Consider the following 20848-nt stretch of genomic DNA (forward strand, 5'->3'; position numbering starts at 1 on the left):
AATTCAGGAGGTGAGGCCGATGCCTGAAGACGATGTACTGGACGCCTACTCCCGGGTGGTTTCGGGGGTGGCCGAGCACCTGATCCCGCGGGTCGCGAGCCTGCGGATCCACAGCCGGCGCGGCGACTCGTCAGGCTCCGCCGTCGTGCTGACCGGCGACGGCCATCTGCTCACCAACGCCCACGTGGTCGGCGGCGGCACCGAGGCGTCGGCGGAGTTCGCGGACGGTACGACGGCGCAGGCCCAGGTGGTCGGCGTCGACCGGCTGTCGGATCTCGCCGTACTGCGGGCCGACCGGGAGATCCCGGATCCGCCGGAGTACGGCGACGCGGACCACCTGAAGGTCGGGAACCTGGTCGTTGCGGTGGGCAACCCGCTCGGCCTGGCCGGGAGCGTGACCGCGGGCGTGGTGAGCGCGCTCGGCCGGTCGTTGCCGGTGCGCAGCGGTTCGGCGAACCGGATCATCGAGGACGTGATCCAGACCGACGCCGCACTCAACCCGGGGAACTCCGGCGGTGCGCTTGCCGACGGCAACGGCCGGGTGGTCGGCATCAACACCGCGGTCGCCGGCATCGGGCTCGGGCTCGCCGTCCCGATGAACCCGACGACCCGCCGGATCATCTACTCGCTTCTGCACGACGGCCGGGTGCGCCGTGGGTATCTCGGCCTGGTGACCACTCCGGCGCCGCTGCATCCGGCGCTGGCGGAGCGCTTCGACCAGCGGTCCGCGTTACGCGTCGTCGAGGTCATCCCGGCCAGTCCGGCGGCCGCCGCCGGCCTGCGGCAGGGCGACCTGGTGCTCGCGGTGAACGGTGTACCGCTGCGGGACGCGCAGTCGTTGCAGCGGCAGCTGTTCGAGGACGCGATCGCCCGCCGTACCGAGCTGACCGCGATCCGGAACAACGCGCTCGTCGACGTGATCGCCTACCCGGCGGAGCTCACCGACTGATCGGGGCGCGGAGGAGTACGCAGGTGCCGGGTTTGAGGGGAGCGTTCGGGAAGGTGAAGTCGCGGGTCACCTCGGTGAACCCGAAGCTCAGGTGGAGGTCGAGGGTTGCGCCGTTCTGGATGTTGGCGAAGTAGTAGACCTCGTCGGCGCGCTCCGCGGTCCACCGGATCCGCTCCCGGGTGAGCAGCTCGCCGATCCCGCGCCGCCGGTACTCCGGGTCGACGATCAGCCCGATCAGGTAGTACCCGCTCGGGGCGGTGTCCGGCGGGTCGGTGGGGGAGAGCTGGTGCCGGAGTACGAGCGCATACCCGACGACCTCCCCGCCGACCTCGGCGACCACCGTGTACTTGTCCGGATCCTGCAGATCCGCAACCAGCCGCGCCCGCCGTACGTCCACCGCCCCGCCGGTCCGCGACACGATCAACTCGGCACACCTGGTCAGGTCCGCGTCCACGGCCGGCCGGATGACGACGTCGACGGTCTGCCGGGCGACGCCGGGCTGATACTCCGCGAATCCGCTCATACCGCCACCCTAGGATCACCCGGCCGGACGACCTGATCCGGCAGGTAGACACGCACCACAACCGGACCGCCTCCAACACCGAGTACGTCGCGCACCGCCCGCCGAGGCCCGCCGCCCCCGGCCAGGCACCGGGCGCATCGGCCGCGCACCGGGTGCTCGGGCCGTCGGCCACGCACCCGGCCGCGCACCGGCGCTTAGGCCCGCCGGGCCGGCGACACCCTCACCCTCAGCGACACCCTTCGCGACCTGGGCATCACCGCCCGGATGCCGGCCGGCCTAGCTGAAGCTCAAGCGTTCGTCGAGGTTGGCGTGGTCTCCGCAGATTGCGGTCTGGGGAGGATTATCCGCCGATTCGGGCAGCAGATCCTCCCCAACCTGCTCGGCAAGGTGCTCTCTCGGGGTCGTTTCGGGGGTTTACGTCTGAGAGGGCGGGTTGGCGTCTCGCATGCGGGTGGTGAACCCGGCATCTCAGACGTGAACCCCTCAAACGTCAGACGTGAACCCCTCAAACGCGCGTCTGCGGAGGCAGCGGCCTGGCGGGAGGCATTCCGCCGGTAGGCGGATGACCTCGAGCGCGGGCGGTCGACGACTCGGCGGTCGAGTCCCTGACCGGCATCACCCCGACCCGGCCGGGCATCGGCTGCGCCGGAGCGGATTCGTGCCTTGCAAGATCACCCGGCCGGATGACTGACCAGCAGCGCCTCCGCACCGCAGGCACGGTTCGGAGGCGCTGGCACTGTCGGTACGGCGATGGGCCCGGGCGGGTGTCTTACCAGCCGCGTTCGCGCCATTCGGAGACGTGCGGGCGTTCGGTGCCGAGGGTGGTGTCGGAGCCGTGGCCGGGGTAGACCCAGGTTTCGTCGGGGAGGGTGCCGAAGAGCTTGGTGTCGACGTCGTCGATGAGGGACCTGAAGCGGGCCTTGTCGCCCTGGGTGTTGCCGACGCCGCCGGGGAACAGTGAGTCGCCGGTGAACAGGTGCGGTGCGCCCTCCGGGTCGTCGTACACCAGCGCGATCGAGCCGGGGGTGTGCCCGACGAGGTGGATGACGCGCAGGGTGCACTGGCCGACCGCGATGTGGTCGCCGTCGTCGACGAGCTGGTCGGTGGGGACCGGGATGCCCTCGGCGTCGTGGCGGCCGGCGACCGTGGTGGCGCCGGTGCGGGCGACGACCTCGGCGAGCGCCTCCCAGTGGTCCTGGTGGCGGTGCGTGGTGACGACCCGCGCGAGACCGGCGTCGCCGATCAGCCGGAGCAGCGTGTCCGCCTCGTTCGCGGCGTCGATCAGCACCTGCTCGTCGGTCTGCCGGCAGCGCAGCAGGTAGGCGTTGTTGTCCATCGGTCCGACCGCGACCTTGGTGATCATCAGCCGGGCCAGCTCGTGGGTCTGCGCCGGACCGCCGACCTTGACGTTCCCGTGGTACTCGGGCATCTCGCCTCTCCCTGATCTAGGTGACACCCCCGATCCTTGCACCTCCGGCCGGGTTGCATCGACCACGGTCCGCGATCGAATATACTTTCGAAGCGATCGCCCCGATCCGGCGGCGGAAGTTTTTGTCGGTGGGCCTCGTTAGCATGACCGGGCAGGCCGGAGAACCGTCCGGAAACCCTCGAGAACGGCTGAGAGTGAGCTTGTGTCTGACCGTCTGATCGTGCGCGGAGCACGTGAGCACAACCTGAAGGACGTCTCGGTCGACCTGCCGCGGGACGCCATGATCGTCTTCACCGGCCTGAGCGGCTCCGGGAAGTCCAGCCTGGCCTTCGACACGATCTTCGCCGAGGGCCAGCGGCGCTACGTCGAGTCGCTCTCGGCGTATGCGCGGCAGTTCCTCGGCCAGATGGACAAGCCGGACGTCGACTTCATCGAGGGCCTGTCGCCGGCGGTCTCGATCGACCAGAAGTCCACCTCCCGGAACCCACGCTCCACGGTCGGCACGATCACCGAGGTGTACGACTACCTCCGGCTGCTGTTCGCCCGGGCCGGCCGCCCGCACTGTCCCGAGTGCGGCGAGCCGATCGCGCGGCAGACCCCGCAGCAGATCGTCGACCGGGTGCTCGAGCTCGACGAGGGCACCCGGTTCCAGGTGCTCGCCCCGGTGGTCCGCGGCCGCAAGGGGGAGTACGTCGACCTCTTCCGGCAGCTGACCGGTCAGGGCTTCAGCCGGGCCCGGGTGGACGGCGAGACGATCCAGCTGACCGAGCCGCCGAAGCTCGACAAGCAGAAGAAGCACAGCATCGACGTGGTCGTCGACCGGCTCGCGGTGAAGGGCTCCGCGAAGCAGCGGCTGACCGACTCGGTCGAGACCGCGCTCGGCCTGGCCGGCGGGCTGGTCGTGCTGGACTTCGTGGACCTCGCCGAGGACGACCCGCACCGCGAGCGCCGGTTCTCCGAGAAGCTCGCCTGCCCGAACGATCACCCGCTCGCGATCGACGAGCTCGAGCCGCGGTCGTTCTCGTTCAACTCGCCGTACGGCGCCTGCCCGGTCTGCACCGGTCTCGGCACCCGGATGGAGGTGGACCCGGAGCTGCTGGTGCCGGATCCGTCGAAGTCGCTCGACGAGGGCGCGATCCAGCCGTGGTCGGGGCAGAACGTCACGCAGTACTTCGAGCGGCTGCTCGAGGCGCTCGCGCGGGACCTGAAGTTCAAGACGAGTACGCCGTTCGGCGAGCTGCCGGCGAAGGCGAAGAAGGCGCTGCTCACCGGCCACGACAAGCAGGTCCACGTCTCGTACCAGAACCGCTACGGCCGCGAGCGGTCGTACTACACGAGCTTCGAGGGCGTGATCCCGTACGTCGAGCGCCGGCACGCGGAGGCGTCCAGCGACACCGGGCGGGAGCGCTTCGAGGAGTACATGCGCGAGGTCCCGTGCCTGGCCTGCAACGGCGCGCGGCTCAAGCCGATCTCGCTCGCGGTGACTCTCGGCGGGAAGAACATCGCCGAGATCAGCGCGATGTCGATCGACGAGGTGCACGACTTCCTCGCCGGGATGGAGCTGACCCCGCGGGAGAAGCAGATCGCCGAGCGGGTGGTGAAGGAGATCGGCGAGCGGCTCCGGTTCCTGCTCGACGTCGGCCTGGACTATCTGGCGCTGAGCCGTCCGGCGGGGTCGCTGTCCGGCGGTGAGGCGCAGCGGATCCGGCTCGCGACGCAGATCGGCTCCGGCCTGGTCGGGGTGTTGTACGTGCTGGACGAGCCGTCGATCGGCCTGCACCAGCGGGACAACCGGCGGCTGATCGACACGCTGGTCCGGCTCAAGGAGCTGGGCAACACGCTGATCGTCGTCGAGCACGACGAGGACACCATCGACCACGCCGACTGGGTCGTCGACATCGGCCCCGGCGCCGGCGAGCACGGCGGCCAGGTGGTGGTCTCCGGCACCGTCGAGGACCTGCGCAACCACCCGGACTCGATCACCGGCGCGTACGTGTCCGGCCGCAAGGAGATCCCGATCCCGGCGGTCCGCCGGCCGCTCACCGAGGGCCGCGAGCTGACCGTGTACGGCGCCCGGCAGAACAACCTGAAGGACCTCGACGTGACCATCCCGCTCGGGGTGTTCGTCGCGGTGACGGGCGTGTCCGGTTCGGGCAAGTCGACGCTGGTGAACGACATCCTGTACACGTCGCTGGCGCGGCAGATCTACGGCGCCCGCGCGGTCCCGGGGCGGCACACGAAGATCTCCGGCATGGAGCTGGTGGACAAGGTGATCCACGTCGACCAGTCACCGATCGGCCGGACGCCGCGGTCCAACCCGGCGACGTACACCGGGGTCTGGGACCACGTCCGGAAGCTGTTCGCGGAGACACCGGAGGCGAAGGTCCGCGGGTACCAGCAGGGCCGCTTTTCGTTCAACGTGAAGGGCGGCCGCTGCGAGGCATGCTCTGGTGACGGCACGCTGAAGATCGAGATGAACTTCCTGCCGGACGTGTATGTCCCGTGCGAGGTGTGCCACGGCGCGCGGTACAACCGCGAGACGCTCGAGGTGCACTACAAGAGCAAGACCGTCGCGGACGTGCTGGACATGCCGATCGAAGAGGCGGCCGAGTTCTTCCAGGCGATCCCGGCGATCTCCCGGCACCTGAAGACCCTCGTCGAGGTCGGCCTCGGGTACGTCCGGCTCGGTCAGCCGGCGCCGACGCTGTCCGGCGGTGAGGCGCAGCGCGTCAAGCTGGCGTCCGAGCTGCAGCGCCGTTCGACCGGCCGCACGGTGTACGTGCTGGACGAGCCGACCACGGGTCTGCACTTCGAGGACATCAGCAAGCTGCTCGGCGTCCTCAGCGGCCTGGTCGACAAGGGCAACTCGGTGCTGGTCATCGAGCACAACCTCGACGTGATCAAGACCGCCGACTGGCTGATCGACCTCGGCCCCGACGGCGGCCGCCGCGGCGGCACGCTGGTCGCGGAGGGTACACCGGAGGAGGTCGCGGCGAACCCGGCGTCGTACACGGGCCAGTTCCTCGCGGAGATCCTCGAGGGCCGGGCCGCGAAGCCGAGCGCGAAGAAGGCGGCAGCGAAGGCCCTGCCGGCCAAGAAGACCGCTGCCCCGAGGAAGAAGTCCGCGGCCGCCGCGAAGAAGGCGCCCGCGAAGAAGGCCGCGGCCAAGAAGGCGCCGGCGAAGAAGACCTCCGCGGCGAGGAAGCGCGCGGCCGGCTGAGCCCCGAGCTGAAGCGGCCCCGGATCGATCCTGATCCGGGGCCGTTGCGTTTGCATCGGCGGTCGTTGCCTGGTCACGGTTTCTGGTTGCCCGGGGCAATTACAGTCGTGTCACGTGGACCTTTCGATCCTGATCGAAAGGTCCGTGCCCCGGGTCGACGATTGCGGTCCTGACCTGTACCTCCCACTATCGTGGCGGTGCGGCGCAACCAACTGTCGAAGGAGAAACCGTGACCGGACGCTGGGACATGGGTCAGGACACCCTGAGCCAACTGGCCAAGAAGACCTCGACCGGAACCCAGGACCTGGGCGGTCTGGTGAAGCGGCTGGTGGCCGCGGCGCAGCCGCTCGAGGGCAAGATGAACGGCGCCGGCAAGCAGATGTTCGACGCGTTCAAGTCGAACGTCGACGGGATCGCGGCCGACCTCAACGCCGGCCTCGCGGCGATCAACCAGGGGCAGTCGGGCATGGACACCGCGTTCCGTACCGGTGACACCGAGATGGCCGACACCGCGAAGAAGAACCAGGGTTCGGCAGACTTCAACGCCGCCAAGTTCGGCAAGCGCTGAGAGAGGAGCAGGCAATGGCAAACCGCAACAGCTACGACACCGCGGCCTCGGGTGAGGTGCAGGGCACGATCAACAGCCTCTCCGGCCAGATCACCGGCCTGATCGCGGCGCACAAGCAGAACGTGTCGGCCGCGCTCTCCGATGCGTCCGCCAGCGGCGTGACCGAGAACTACCGCGCCGTCGAGGACCGCTTCAACAAGGCGGCCGAGCAGACCCTGGCGATCATCCAGTCGCTCAAGGAGACCCTGTCGCAGAACGACGCGACCGCCGCCTCGACGCTGAAGAAGGCATCGGCCGCGGTCGACAACATCGGCGGCTGACCGCCGGACGCGGAGCGGTACCGCCCCGGACGTTCCCCCTCGGCGGGGCACGTCCGGGCTCGTTGTGCACAAGGTCCGAACGGGAGGAGCGACAGTGGACTGGGACATCAACGTCGAGGGCGTGAACGGCGTACTCCAGAAGACCGCGACGGCGGCGGAGCCCTTCGACGGCTACGCGAAGACGTACGGCGAATCGCTCCAGAAACTCGCGGAGGGCCTGAACTGGCAGATGTTCGCGGTCGTCTCCGCCTCGCTGGGGGAGTACGCGCAGCACTGGGGGCCGAATCTCGAGGCCGCGGCGAAACAGGTCGGCGCCTCGCTGACCGGTTGCCAGAACGCGGTCAAGGCCTACATGGCCGGCCAGGACGAGATGGCGCTGCGGGCCCAGCAGCAGGCCCAGAACGGGATCATTCCGGACGTCCCGGGCTCGACGTCCCGTACCAACCCCGGAAGGAACCGAGCGGTATGACCGACCAGAACCCGGCGCCGACCGTACCGGCCGAGGTCGCCGACGCCGGTCGCGTGCGGCTCGCGGAGTGGCTGAACCGCCAGGCGGCGACGCCCGAGGAGCGCACGACCCCCGAGGAACTGGCCGAGTGGGCGGCGTACCAGGTCGAGGAATACCTGGTCTACGTACCGCCGGGCTACGCGAACGCGATGTTCCTGGTCGCCGACCACGGCATCTCGTCGTTCCAGCCGAGCCGGCTGCCGCTGGAGCAGGCGATGATCGCGGCCCGCCCGCAGGGCTCATCACCTCCGGCCCCGTAGCCGTCCGCCGTACCCGAAGCACCTGTCGACCCCGCGCATGACCGAGGACTGAGTTGTCATGATCAAACCCGAAGGCATCCCGATCGACGACGTCGCCCGGATGATCAGCACCATCGACGCGCACGACCAGGCGCTTCGGACCCTCGGCCCCCAGTTCACCCAGCTGGGGCAGGGCGTGAACAGCGCGTTCAAGGGCCTCGACCCGGTCTACCAGGCGCCGGAGAAGTACAAGCTGGTCAGCTCGATGCAGATCGTCGAGACCAAGCTCGGCGAGTTCGGACCGACGCTGCCGCAGGTCGCGAACCACCTGCGCAACCTGGCCGGGGCGACGCAGGAGAAGCTCACCCAGCTGAAGAACATCCGCACCGAGGCGTACGACTGGCACCGCCGGAAGAACGGCAACCCGGAGTGGCAGAACGACCAGGCGATGATCGACGACAACAACCGCATGGTCAAGGACGTCACCCGGATCATGCAGGAGGAGTTGCCGGCGATCGCGATCAACGCCGCGAACTCGATCGCGAAGCTGTACGGCGGCCGCGCCTGGGACCCGAAGACCGGTCAGCGCGACGGCGACCCGGCGCCGCCGAAGCAGGACTCGGACAAGGAACCGGACCCGCCCGCGTGGGGTACCGAGGAAGAGCGCGACAAGCCGTGGTGGCAGGACTGCCTGGAGTTCCCGGTCAACGTCGTCAAGGGCATCGTGACCGTGGTCGGCGAAACGGTCCAGAGCATCCTCACGCTGATCCCGGTGCTGCCCGCGCTCGCCTCGATTCCCGGCGTACGGGACTTCATGAAGGACAAGCTCGGCTGGGACATGCCGACCTGGAAGGACGCGGGGAACGCGTGGGTCGGCCTGGGGAAGATGGTCGCGGAGGTCACGACCGCTCCGTTGCAGTTGTTGTGGGCCGGGTTCGACAAGATGACCGGGCTGGACACCAGACCGGACGCGGTCAAACAGTTCGGCCAAGAGGGCCTCGACATGGGCAAGAACATGCTCAAGGGGTTCGTGGCCTGGGACGAGTGGTCGAAGAACCCCGGTAAGGCGTTCGGGATGGCGCTCACGAACGTCGTCGCGACCGTCGCCAGCGGTGGCGCGGCCGGCGGCGTGAAGGCCGCGGCGATGGCCGGGAAGTTCGGCGCCGCGAGTATGACGGTGGCCAAGGTGGCCGGCGTCGCCGAGAAGTTGCAGGTCGCGCGGTCCGCGATCCATGACGCGGCCCTCGGCGCGGTGACGAAGATCCCGAAGGTCGAGCAGGTCGTGAACGGGATGTCGAAGATCCCGATCGTCGGCGAGAACTTCAAGATGCAGAACCTGACCAAGGTCGACGTACCGAAGGTCGAGACTCCGCACACCGGTCACGCGTCGGTCGACACACCACATGCCTCGGTGGACACGCCGTCGGTGCATACGGCCTCGGTCGATACGCCGAGCGTGCACACGTCTGGCGTCGACAATCCGACGGTGCACACGCCGGGTGCTGACGGCTCACCGGTGTCGCATGCCGGTCCGACGCACACGGATCCGGGTACGCCGGTGTCGCATGCCGGCCCTGGTACGACGCACACTCCCGGAACGACTCACACTCCGGACCCAGGCACGCACACGCCCGATCCGGTGACGCGTACGCCCGACCCGGGAACGCACACCCCGTCGACGACGCACACTCCGGACGCGGGCTCGCACACGCCGGGTACGACGCACACGCCCGAGCCGAACACCCCGGGCACCACGCACACGCCGGACCCGGGCACACGTACACCGGAGTCCCTCACCCACACGCCGGACTCCACCCACACGCCGGACTCCACCCACACGCCGGACCCGAACACCCCCGGCACCACCCACGCGCCGGACCCACATACCCCCGGGACCACCCACACGCCGGAGCCGAACACCCCCGGCACCACGCACACTCCCGAGTCCACCCACACCCCCAACGCGACCCACACCCCCGAACCGGGAACGCGAACCCCAGAGTCGACGACGCACACGCCGGAGGCGCGGCACACTCCCGAGTCCACGACTCACACACCTGAGTCGACAACCCACACGCCGGACTCGACGCACACGCCCGAGGCGCGGCACACGCCTGAGTCCACGACTCATATCCCGGACTCGACCCACACTCCGGAGGCGCGACACACGCCGGAGTCCACGACGCACACCCCCGAGCCCGGCACCCACACGCCCGACTCGACCCACACTCCGGACTCCACGCACACACCCGAGAACACGCGGACCCCGGAGAGCACCCGGACCCCGGAGAGCACCCGGACCCCCGAGTCGACGCACACCCCCGACGGCACGCCCGGCACCACGCGTACCCCGGACCCCGTCGCCGCGCCTGTCGCTCCGGTCGCGCCGATGCACGCCGGCGTACCCGGTCACACCGGCACCCCGACCCACGCGAGCAGCCCCGGCACCCCGCACAGCGACGTACCGCGCCAACCCCACGAGCAGAACCAGCCCCACCAGCAGCCGCACGAACCGCAGCGCGACGTACCGCGGCGCCCGCACGACGACGCGAACGACCCGAAGTACGACGACCCGAGCGCGCGTCAGGCGGAGATCGACAAGTTCAAGCCGGAGTACCTGCACGACGACCCGAACCTGAAGCAGGTCGACCCCCAGGGGTACCTGCACCGGGATCCGATCGACCCGCGCCGGCACACCCTGCAGCGAGCGGTCGGCGACCCGCCGGAGGGCAACCTCAAGGAGTGGATGGGGTCCGTCAACCCCGACCACGACCGTGGCATGCACTACCAGATGAATTGTGGCGACAACGCCCGCAAGGTCGCCGACATCCTCGACGGCAGGACGCCCGAGCTGGCCAACGGCCGCAAGCTCGCCAAGGGCGAGGGCCTCGAGCAGACCCTCGAGTGGATGGACCTCAAGGACTTCCCGCGCGAGAACAAGCTCAACCTGCACGAGACGAACATGAACCCGGCCGACTTCACCAAGGCCGCGTACCGCCGCGTGTACTCCGCCCTCGAAGGACGCCCGCCCGGCACCCACGCGAACATCTTCGTGAAGTGGAAGGACGGCGTCGGCAGCATCCCCGGCGCCGGCCACGTCCTGAACGCGGTCGTCGACGACACCGGCAAGGTTCGAATCCTCGATGGCCAACCCCCGGGCGGCAAGGTCCACGACGCCTTCCCGAAGGGCCGCCACGACGAGTTCCACAACCCGTACACGAGCGTCGACCCGCACGGGAACGTACACGAGGTCCACATCGAGGACCTGAAGTTCGCGGTCCGCGAACGAGGCGGCCACTGGGAAGGCGCCCCCCGCGACCCCAACACCCCCAAAACCTACGTCCAAGACCCGACCCACTCCGGCACCCCCAACGCAGGCACACCCCACACCCCCGACGCCGGCACGCCGAACGCGCACACGGCCGAGCCGGGTACGTCGAGCTCACACACACCGGACACCCACACCCCGGAGCCGGGCACGGGCGGTTCGCGCACACCGGCGGGACACACGCCGGAGCCGGGTACGTCGGGCACGCATACGCCGGACCCGCACACGCCTGAAGCAGGTACGCCCCAGTCCCACCCCCGCGACGGCGGTACGCCGGAAGCCCACACGCCAGAAGCAGGTACGCCGGGTACGCACGCGCCGGACCGGCACACACCTGAAGCAGGCACGCCCCAGTCCCACCCCCGCGACGGCGGTACGCCGGGCACCCACACGCCGGACGCCCACGCCCCCGACGCCCACACCCCCACGCCGAAGCATGCGCCCGACGCGCACACGTCGGACCCGCACAGGCCTGAGGGACACGAACGGGGAGGGGACGGGCCCGACGCCCACACCCCCGACGCGCACACCTCCGAGGGACGCACCCGCGACGGGCAGACACCCGGCTCGCGCGCCGGCGACCCGCACACGCCGACCACGCACACACCCGAGCCTCACACCCCGAACGCACACACGCCGGACGGGCATGCGCTCGACGGGCGGGCTCCTGAGGGGCATACGCCTGCAGCGAGCGGTGGGGAGTACGGAAGTCACCACCCAGGCAGTGAGAACCCGTTTGCTGGTTCTGAGCTGGCAGACCGCGGCTTCCGCGCCTCCGAGCGCGACCTGCAAGACCTCCGCGCGCAAGGCGGCATGGAGCCCCGAAAGCTCGCCGAGATCCGCGGTCGGCTCGAGCAGCAGGTCGGCAACGCGAACGCGCTGTCCGACATCGAGGTCACTTCCCTCGAACGCATGCTGATCGGCCACGACCACCAGGACGTCAACACCGCGTTCCGCGAGGGCGACCGCCTGGTCGAGCAGAAGCCCGTCGTACGCGTAGCAACGTCCGCGCTGAACAAACTGCCCGACTACCACGGCGACCTGCAGCGCGGCCTGAGCTTCTACTCGGCGGAAGAGTTCGAGACGTTCCTGAACCGCTACCGCCCCGGCCAGACCGCACACGAACCCGCCTTCACCCACTCCGCCAAGGGACGCGAGGGCGCCGAGGACTTCAGCGGCGGCCAGTACTCCGTCGGCCGCGTCGTACTGCACATCGACGCACAGCACGGCAAGGACCTGTCGTTCATGCGCGACCCCGCCGTCGGTATCGACGAGGTCATGCATGGCCCGCACACGCCGTTCTACCCGACGAGAATGGACCCGCCCGGGGAGGACGGCGTCTGGCATATCCACGTACGGGACCACGGCGGCCCGGTCACCCCGGCCGCGCACGACCTCGAGCCGATCTCCGTAGACCGCCCGTCGTCGAGCACCTCACCGTGGTCGCAGCAAACCCCGCAAACCCCCACGAACCCGTTCGGCCCCGGCGGCCGCGACCAGTGGACCCCGCCCACCCACACTCCCGCGACACCCCGAGACCCCCAGCCGACCTACACCCCAGGCGACCCCCAGCCGTACAACCCCGGCCAACGCCAGCCGTACGACGCAGGTCAACCGCAGCAGCCGTTCGGCCCAGGCCAGCCCGAGCCGTACAACCCGGGCCAGCACCAGCCGTACGACGCAGGCCAGCCGCAACAGCCGTTCGGTCCGGGGCAGCGTGAGCCGGACAACCCGGGCCAGCACCAGCCGTACGACGCAGGTCAACCCCAGCAGCCGTTCGGCCCGGGGCACCAAGACCCATACAACCCCGGCCAACCGCAGCAGCCGTTCGGCCCGGGGCAGCGTGAGCCGTATTACCCAGGGCAGACGCAGCAGCCGTTCGGGCCAGGGCATCAGCCGAACCAGCCGCAGGCGCCGGGTCAGCAGTACCACCCCGGGCAGCCGCAGGCGCCGTACGGTCCGGGACAGCACGCGCCTGGGCAGCCACAGCAGTTCGGGCCGGGTCAGTCGCAGCAGCCGTTTGGTCCTGGTCAGCGTGAGCCGTATAACCCGGGTCAGCGCCAGCCGTACAACGCAGGGCAGCCGCAGCAGCCGTTCGGCCCGGGCCGGAATGAGCCGTACAACCCGGGGCAGCCGCAACAGCCGTACGGCCCTGGCCGTCAAGAGCCGTACAACCCCGGCCAACCGCAGCAGTTCGGCCCGGGGCAGCCGCAGCAGCCGTTTGGGCCAGGGCAGCAGCACCAGCCGCACGCGCCGGGGCAGCAATACAACCCGGGGCAGCCGCCGTACGGTCCGGGGCAGCACGCGCCCGGTCAGCCTCAGCAGTTCGGGCCTGGGCAGGTGCAGCAGCCGTTCGGGCCTGGGCACCAGCATCAGCCGAACCAGCCGCAGCCGCCGAGCCCGCAGTACAACCCAGGTCAGCCGCAGCCGCCGTACGGTCCGGGGCAGCACGCGCCTGGGCAGCCGCAGCAGTTCGGGCCTGGGCGTCAGCCGGAGGCGCCGGGGCAGCAGTACAGCCCGGGGCAGGCACAGCCGCAGTATGGGCCTGGGCAGCAGGCGCCGTATGGGCCGGGGCGGTCGCATGGGGAGCCGCAGTACGGGCCGCCGGCGGGGTCTTTTGGGCCGCAGCATCCGGGGTACAACCCGGAGACTGACTTTGGGCCTCGGGGGAGTCAGCAGGCTGGCCCGGGTGGATATGAGGCACGGCAGCAGCCTGGGTACGATCCGCGGCCGCAGGAGCAGGGTGGGTATGCGCCTCGTGGGCAGGAGCATCCGTATCAGGCGGGGTATGACCCGCAGGGTGGGTTTGGGCCGACTGGGCATCAGCCTGAGCAGGGATATGGGTCGGGGGAGTTTGGGCCGGTGGCTCGGCATGCTCCGGAGGGGCCGACGTCGTACGGCGGACAACCGCAGGGTGGGCAGCCGGGTGATGGGGCGACGTCGTACGGCGGGCAGCCGGGTGGTGGAGGTCAGCATGTGGGTAGTGGGCCCGCAGGGCAGCACGCGGCTGGTGACCAGCAGACCGGAAGTCACCAAGCCGGCGACCACCAGGTAGCTGAGCATCAAGCAGGTGACGGCCAGGTTGGTGGGCAGGAGTGGCGGGTTGGGGACTCGGCGTTTGGGGTTTCTGATCGGGCCGGGTTTGATGCGGCGTTTCATCACAAGGCGTTGGGGGAGGAGTTTGCTCCTGGCGTGCAGGACCCGGGTGCGGTCTTCAGTCCTAAGGAACGGGCTATTGGGGACCGGCTCGGTGAGGAAGGGTGGCGGGTTGATGCTCGCCGGCCCGACCACACTGTCGACAATCTGAAGAACCCCGAGTGCATGGTCCGGAAGCACGGGGCCGACGAAGGCGTGATCACCGAGTACAAGACGCTGGAGAGTGACTCCAACAACGCCGTCAAGCGGAACATCAACGCTGCCAGTGAGCAGGTTCCGGCGGATGGTGAGGTGGTGATCGACGGGCGGGACGTCGGGCTCACCGAGGAGAATGCGGAGCGGGCGTTCCGGCGGGCGGTGTCGCAGCAGCAGAAGACGGTGGCGGGTGCGGTGCATATCATCCTCGGCGACGGCCGGATGGTAACTTACGTGAAGGAGAGTTGATGGCCGAGCGGGAGAACATCTTCGTGCGGTCCCGGGATGCCGTGCAGGACGAGGCGAATGCGTTGCAGCGGCTGCTGGGGCTGGAGCCGATTCCGAACGCCGAAGGCGAGCACGGTTTGCGGGGCCCGGCCAGTACGGTCGACGGCACGCTCGGGTATCTCGTTCAGCAGAACGGGCACGTCGATCCGGACGCGGAGCCGGAGGACGCGCAGGCGTTCGACGGGTATCCGGTGGAGATCGACGTCTGGCTGGGGACGCGCGGGGCGGAGCAGGCCCAGGAGGCGCGGCTGGTGTTCGACCGCCTGGTGGCGGCGCGGCCCGGAGTGCCGATGTTGTTGTGTCATGACCTGGATCTGCTGGTCGCGGCGTACCGGCCGGGGCAGGGTGTTCACGAGTTTCCGGCGGGTACGACGGTGGATGCGCAGGACGCGGACCGGTGGCGGCCGTGGGTCGCTGTGGATCAGGAGGCCTGAGTGTCGGGCGCGTACGGAACGCAGGTCATCGAGTCGGTCGCCGTTCGGCGGCGCCGGCTCCGGGAAGCGTGGTTGTTCGGGGCCGAGCGGGCCAAGAACACGTTGAACGAGCAGACCGGGAAGGTGCTGGCGAGCGTCATGATCGGCGCGTTGGCGTGCGCGGGCTGTGCGGGTGTCTCGTACTTCAAGTCGGCGCAGGCGAAGGAGAAGGAAAAGCAGCAGCCGACGCCGGCCCAGACGACCAACGGGCCGGTCAGTCCGTCCCCGGCGCGGTAGGTCAGCCGCCGAGGTCGCCGGACTGCCGGCTGAACAGGTGCCGCAGCCACGTCCGTCGCGGCTGCGGTTTGAGGGCCGGAGGCACCAATGCGGACGGGGGTGTGCCGAGCGTGACCGGCACCTGCACCATCTGGTCGCCCTGCAGCCAGTAGAGATCCGGCGAGCACTGGTCGGTCGCGGTACGGTAGCTCTCGGCAACCATTCCGGCGAGTGCGTCGGCCCGCGCCTGGCCGGCGTCGGCCGCGCAGTACAGCACTTCGCTCAACCGTGGTACGCCGATCAGCACGCCGGACCCCAACGATGCCGCGGGCAACAAGTTCTCCCGGTCGACGACGGCCATCGAGACCAGCGGGTCGCCGTCGCGGTGCAGGACCGAGATACCGTCCTCGTCCCGCGGCCGCAGGTCCGAGATCGCCGCCAGGCTGAGCTGCACGGGCGACGGTACGTCGGGATCCCCGAGCCCCAGCATCGACCGCCGGACGACGGTCAGCCGCCGGAACTGATCGCCGGTACCGACGAAGACGACCACCTCGAAGTGGTCGCCGAACGGGATCAGCGCGTCCGCGACCGGTCCGGCCGTCCGGGCCGACCAGCCGCGCTGGACGAGGACCGCGCGTTGCCGTTCCGCGACGTCGCCGAAGCGGTGTTCCTCGGTGGCGAGCTCGCCTTCGGCAACCACGGCGTGCAGCCAGGCCTCGATCTGTTCCGGCCACCGGGCGGTTGGTAGCTGAAGGCAACGATCGACGATCTCACCGATGCCGACGACGGCAGACATCTGCAGCGCACCACGTCCCCAGCCGACCTCGACGGTGCGTTGTGCAACGTCCACAACGCAACCCGGTAACCAGATCGGTGCCAGTTCCGCAATCATTTCGACCACGGTTGAATCGCTCGTGTCTGTCATCTACTGACCTCACCCACCACTACAGTGTCTCGCACATCCGTCTGTAAGAAGTACGAAGTCCCCCGCGCAACCGCGGGCTGGTCCAGCGGAGGAATACCTTAGTGGCAAGCCGGATGGTGCACCGCCCGGCGCGGCGTACACCTGTCCCCGCGGGACAGCAGCAGCGCGTGATCGAACCGGCCCCGAGTCTCGGCGGCGGTGGTGGCGGAGGCGGCGGCAGCGCGATGCAGATGCTGCTCCCGATGGTCGGCAGCGTGGGCTCGGTCGCGATGATGACGATGGGCCGGTCCGGCCCGATGGTGATGGTCGGCGTCGGCCTGCTCGCGCTGACCCTGCTCGGGTCGGTCGGCGGCATGATCACCTCTCGCGGTAAGGGCGGCAAGGACCGGAAGAACCAGCGCACCCGGTACCTGGACTACCTGGAGCGGATGCGCGACGACTTCTCCACCCAGGAGCGTACGGCGCGCGCGGAGGCGCTCGAGCTGAACCCGCCACCGGACGCGCTGCTGGACTGTGTCGGTGACGTGTCCCGGGTCTGGGAGCGGCGCCGGACGGACAGTGACTTCCTGCAGCCGCGCTGTGGCAGCGGCCGGGTCCCGGTGGTGCCGGCGGTGGTCGGCCAGGGCGGGTCCGCGATGGAGCCGCCGGACCAGTTCATGATGGCCGAGGCGAACGCGCTGGTACGGCGCTTCACCGAGATGCCGAACATGCCGCTGACCGTCCCGCTGGACCATGTCGGCAACGTCAGCATCGTCGGCGACCGCGAGGGCGTGGTCCGGGTGGCCCGCTCGCTGCTCGTCCAGACGGCGGTGTTCCACGCGCCGGAGGACGTGTCGATCGCTGCCGCGTTCCCGGGGCAGGCGCTGCGGGACTGGCAGTGGATGAACTGGCTGCCGCACGTCCAGGACCCCGAACGCCGGCAGGGCGCCGCGCCGTTCCGCCGGATCGCGGAGGACCCGCGGAAGCTGTCGCAGCTGCTGTCCGACGACCTGGCCGAGCGCGTCCAGTGGGCGACCGAATCGCGGCGCGGTTCGGTGAACTTCGAGGACCGGCGCAAGCTGACCCGTCGGCTGCTGGTGCTGCACGACACGTACGGCGACGTCTCGGCGGAGGTCCGTCCGGACGCCGACGACACGCTGGTCCCGGGTGAGCTCGGGGTGACCGTGCTGCACCTGGTCGCGGACCGGGTGCAGGAGCCGAGCGCGGTGACGATCCGGATCACGGTGTTCGGCGACGAGGTCCGGATCGAGGACCTGCGCGGGCAGTACCCGATGGTCGCCAGCGGTCAGGTGGACCAGCTGGACGCCGCGGTCGCCGAGGGCATCGCCCGCGAGCTGGCGCCGATGCGGCTGTCCGCGGAGTCGCTGGACCAGGACGGCCAGCACGACGACGTCGACTTCATGGGCCTGATCGGGATCCAGGACGTGGCCCGGCTCGACTTCGCGCACCTGTGGCAGCCGCGGTCGGAGCGGGCGTTCCTCCGGGTGCCGCTCGGCGTCGACGACAGCGGCGGCGTCGTCCAGGTGGACCTGAAGGAGTCGGCCCAGCTCGGTATGGGTCCGCACGGCCTCTGCGTCGGTGCGACCGGTTCCGGCAAGTCCGAAGTACTGCGGACGATGGTGATGGCGCTGATGGCCACGCACAGTCCGGAGGACCTGTCGTTCGTGCTGGTCGACTTCAAGGGTGGCGCGTCGTTCGCGCCGTTCGAGCGGGTGCCGCACGTGGCCGGCATCATCACGAACCTGCGGGACGACGCGAGCCTGATCGAGCGGGCGTACAAGAGCCTCGAGGGTGAGGTGCTGCGCCGGCAGCAGGTGCTGAAGGACGCGGGCAACATCGCCAACATCACCGACTACCGGCTGTACCGGCAGCAGCGGCCGGACATGGCGCCGTTGCCGCACCTGTTCGTGATCATCGACGAGTTCGGCGAGCTGCTGAACGAGCGGCCGGACTTCATCGACCTGTTCTTGTCGATCGGCCGGATCGGGCGGTCGATCGGCGTGCACCTGCTGCTGTCGAGCCAGCGCGTCGAGTCCGGCAAGCTGCGCGGACTCGAGACGTACCTGTCGTACCGGCTCGGTCTGCGGACGTTCTCCGAGGAGGAGAGCCGGACGGTGCTGGACAGTACGGACGCGTTCCACCTGCCGCCGCTGCCGGGCTTCGGGTTCCTCAAGGTCGACACGAGCGTGTACCAGCGGTTCCGCGCGGCGTACGTGTCCGGTGCGTACGTGCCGCCGAACGACGAGGTCGTCGAGGACGAGCACACGGACGTCCGGCCGCTCGAGATCCCGCCGTACCAGCTGTCCGAGGCGGAGGTGGACATGTCGAAGCCGATGGAGGCCACCGAGCGTACGACGGGGCCGACCGAGCTGAACGTGTTCGTCGACCAGGTCCGCAAGGCCGCGCAGCAGGTCCTGAAGATCTGGCTGCCGCCGCTGCCGACGGCCTGCACGCTCGACGGGCTGGCCGGGCGGACCGACTTCCTCGACGGCCGCGGCCTGCAGCTGTCCGTCCGGGCGCCGCAGATGCAGCCGCCGGTCGCGGTGGTCGACGACCCGGCCAACCAGCGGCAGTCGGTGTACCGACTGGACCTGACCCGGGCCGGCGGGCACGCCGCGATCGTCGGCGGCCCGCAGTCCGGCAAGACGACCGCGCTCCGCACGCTGGTCACCTCGCTGGCGCACACGCACACGCCGCAGGAGGTCGCGATCTACGCGCTCGACCTCGCCGGCGGCGGGATGCAGGCGCTGTCCGAGCTGCCGCACGTCGGTGGCGTCGCGCTGCGCACCGACCGGGAGCGGATCCGCCGTACCGTCGAAGAGGTCCGCGGCATGATCGACGAGCGCGAGCAGGTGTTCCGCAAGCACGGGCTCGACACCATGGAAGGCCTGCGCAAGGACCACGCCGCGGGGATGCTGCCGGAGCTGCCGGTGGCGGACGTGGTGCTGGTGATCGACAACTTCGGCGCGATCCGGACCACGTTCGACGAGCTGGACGAGCCGATCACCGACATCCTGCAGCGCGGCAGCAGCTACGGAGTGCACGTGGTGGCGTCGATGATGCGCTGGAACGACGTCCGGATGCAGAACCAGGCGATGTTCGGAACGATGCTCGAGTTGCGGCTGAACGACCCGTCCGACTCGAACATCGACCGCCGTCTGCAGGACGTACTGCGGAAGGCCGGTCCGGGCCGGATGCTGGTGCCGGGCAGCAAGCTGTTCGCGCAGTTCGCGCTGCCCCGGGTGGACGGCGTCGCCGACGACGAGAACCTGTCCGAGATCCTCGAGTCGCAGGCGGTGACGGTCCGGTCCACCTGGCAGGGCCCGCGGGCGCCGGAGGTCCGGATCCTCCCGCTGCAGTTGCCGCGCGCCCAGGTCGGCGACGACGTCCGGCGGCCGGCCGTCGTACCGATCGGTCTGGACGAGCGGGCGATGGCGCCGGTGTACCTGGACCTCGAGGGCCGCGACACCAACCTGGTCGTGTTCGGCGACAGCGCCTCCGGCAAGACCAACATCGTCCGGCTGATCGTCCAGCAGCTGGTCGAGCGGCACACGTCGGACCAGCTGGTGTTCGCGGTGCTCGACCCGCGGCGCGGGCTGCGCGAGTTCGTCCCGGAGCCGTACCTCGGTGGGTACGCGCCGACCGGGCGGGTCGCGGCCGGGCTCGCGGCGGGTGTGTCGCAGGAGCTGGCGAAGCGGATGCCGGACGACACGGGCGCGATCCCGGAGGCCGGGCAGGGCGGTCCGCGGATCGTCGTACTGGCCGACGACTACGACCTGCTGACGTCCGGCGGGCAGTCGCCGATGGACCCGTTCCTGCCGTACGTCGCGGCCGGCCGGGACATCCGGCTGCACTTCATCGTGACCCGGCGCGCGTCCGGGGCGTCGCGGCAGATGTACGAGCCGTTCCTGTCCGCGGTGATGGAGTCCGGCGCGGCCGGGCTGGTGCTGTCCGGCGACCGCAGCGAGGGACAGCTCTTCACCGGCGCGTACCCGGGCGACTACCCGCCCGGCCGCGGTTTGTTCGTACGACGAGGCGATGGACCCGAGCTGGTCCAGACGGCCCTGGCCGACGCGCCCCACCCCGCAAGCCGGACCGAAGGAGCGCTATGACCTACGACCTGGTGGCACTTGTCGACGGGCGGCCGTCGAGCGAGGACGTGCTGGCCGGACTGGCTGCCGCGGGGGAGGACCTCGGGGTCCGCGCGGTCAGCGGTGGCGCCGTCGTCCAGCTCTGCGGCGAGGACAACCTGCCGTTGGTGTCGATCGAGCTGCCGCTGCTGATCCAGGTGCCGGGCGAGGTCGAGCGGATGCTCGGTACGTCGGTCGGCGTTGTCGACACCCCCGCCTGGTGGGTGGAGATCCGGGCCACCTCGCACGACGGTGCCCGGGAGATCGCCCAGCAGTACGCGAGGACGTTGATCAAACGGCTCGGCGGCAAGGTGTGGACGTCCGAGGGTGTCCGGACCGCGGACGAGTTGCCGGCGAGCGCGACCGAGGGAACGAACTGAG

14 protein-coding genes are annotated in these 20848 nt (G+C 69.9%); 11 read left to right on the forward strand and 3 right to left on the reverse strand.

Translation table 11 applies throughout. The features are described 5' to 3' along the window. Window positions 1-19 precede the first annotated feature (19 nt). Complete coding sequence (locus ACXJJ3_RS00195) at window positions 20-949, forward strand: S1C family serine protease (protein WP_458167719.1); 930 nt, start codon at window positions 20-22, stop codon at window positions 947-949. On the opposite strand, the gene ACXJJ3_RS00200 is transcribed toward ACXJJ3_RS00195, so the two are convergent. Together ACXJJ3_RS00200 and ACXJJ3_RS00205 are read right to left on the reverse strand one after the other, a co-directional pair. After that, entirely contained in the window at window positions 939-1472 is a 534-nt protein-coding gene (locus tag ACXJJ3_RS00200) for a GNAT family N-acetyltransferase (protein WP_458167720.1), read from the reverse strand. The two genes, ACXJJ3_RS00195 and ACXJJ3_RS00200, sit on opposite strands and share 11 nt — an antisense overlap. A 769-nt stretch (window positions 1473-2241) precedes the next feature. Continuing rightward, complete coding sequence (locus ACXJJ3_RS00205) at window positions 2242-2901, reverse strand: MBL fold metallo-hydrolase (protein WP_458167722.1); 660 nt, start codon at window positions 2899-2901, stop codon at window positions 2242-2244. Window positions 2902-3103: 202 nt separating this feature from the next. On the opposite strand from ACXJJ3_RS00205, the gene uvrA reads away from it, so the two are divergent. The 8 genes from uvrA to ACXJJ3_RS00245 all read left to right on the forward strand — a co-directional run bounded on the left by uvrA (window position 3104) and on the right by ACXJJ3_RS00245 (window position 15433). Beyond that, window positions 3104-6121 (forward strand): excinuclease ABC subunit UvrA, encoded by a 3018-nt coding sequence (uvrA, locus tag ACXJJ3_RS00210; protein ID WP_458167723.1) that lies wholly within the window; start codon window positions 3104-3106, stop codon window positions 6119-6121. A gap of 229 nt (window positions 6122-6350) precedes the next feature. Further along, entirely contained in the window at window positions 6351-6689 is a 339-nt protein-coding gene (locus ACXJJ3_RS00215) for a hypothetical protein (protein ID WP_458167724.1), read from the forward strand. Window positions 6690-6703: 14 nt separating this feature from the next. Continuing rightward, complete coding sequence (locus ACXJJ3_RS00220; protein ID WP_458167725.1) at window positions 6704-7009, forward strand: pore-forming ESAT-6 family protein; 306 nt, start codon at window positions 6704-6706, stop codon at window positions 7007-7009. A gap of 94 nt (window positions 7010-7103) precedes the next feature. Further along, entirely contained in the window at window positions 7104-7478 is a 375-nt protein-coding gene (locus tag ACXJJ3_RS00225; RefSeq protein WP_458167726.1) for a DUF6507 family protein, read from the forward strand. Beyond that, window positions 7475-7777, forward strand: a complete 303-nt coding sequence (locus ACXJJ3_RS00230; protein ID WP_458167727.1) for a hypothetical protein — start codon at window positions 7475-7477, stop codon at window positions 7775-7777. Before ACXJJ3_RS00225 ends, ACXJJ3_RS00230 begins: the two co-directional genes overlap by 4 nt. A 2770-nt stretch (window positions 7778-10547) precedes the next feature. Beyond that, window positions 10548-14684 (forward strand): toxin glutamine deamidase domain-containing protein, encoded by a 4137-nt coding sequence (locus ACXJJ3_RS00235; protein WP_458172004.1) that lies wholly within the window; start codon window positions 10548-10550, stop codon window positions 14682-14684. Further along, entirely contained in the window at window positions 14684-15157 is a 474-nt protein-coding gene (locus ACXJJ3_RS00240; protein ID WP_458167728.1) for a hypothetical protein, read from the forward strand. The genes ACXJJ3_RS00235 and ACXJJ3_RS00240 overlap by 1 nt, the downstream gene beginning before the upstream one ends. Further along, the gene (locus ACXJJ3_RS00245; protein ID WP_458167730.1) at window positions 15158-15433 is read left to right on the forward strand and encodes a hypothetical protein; all 276 of its coding nucleotides are present in this window, start codon (window positions 15158-15160) and stop codon (window positions 15431-15433) included. It abuts the gene before it with no gap. A 1-nt stretch (window position 15434) separates the two neighbouring features. On the opposite strand, the gene ACXJJ3_RS00250 is transcribed toward ACXJJ3_RS00245, so the two are convergent. Continuing rightward, window positions 15435-16262 (reverse strand): hypothetical protein, encoded by an 828-nt coding sequence (locus ACXJJ3_RS00250; protein ID WP_458167731.1) that lies wholly within the window; start codon window positions 16260-16262, stop codon window positions 15435-15437. A gap of 242 nt (window positions 16263-16504) precedes the next feature. On the opposite strand from ACXJJ3_RS00250, the gene eccCa reads away from it, so the two are divergent. Both eccCa and ACXJJ3_RS00260 read left to right on the forward strand, forming a co-directional pair. Next, on the forward strand, window positions 16505-20449 hold the full coding sequence (gene eccCa / locus ACXJJ3_RS00255) for a type VII secretion protein EccCa (protein WP_458167732.1): 3945 nt from the start codon (window positions 16505-16507) through the stop codon (window positions 20447-20449). Further along, window positions 20446-20847, forward strand: coding sequence for a hypothetical protein (locus ACXJJ3_RS00260; RefSeq protein WP_458167733.1), 402 nt, complete (start codon window positions 20446-20448; stop codon window positions 20845-20847). Before eccCa ends, ACXJJ3_RS00260 begins: the two co-directional genes overlap by 4 nt. The last annotated feature ends 1 nt before the right edge of the window (window position 20848 follow it).

The sequence above is a fragment of the Kribbella sp. WER1 genome (assembly GCF_054189145.1).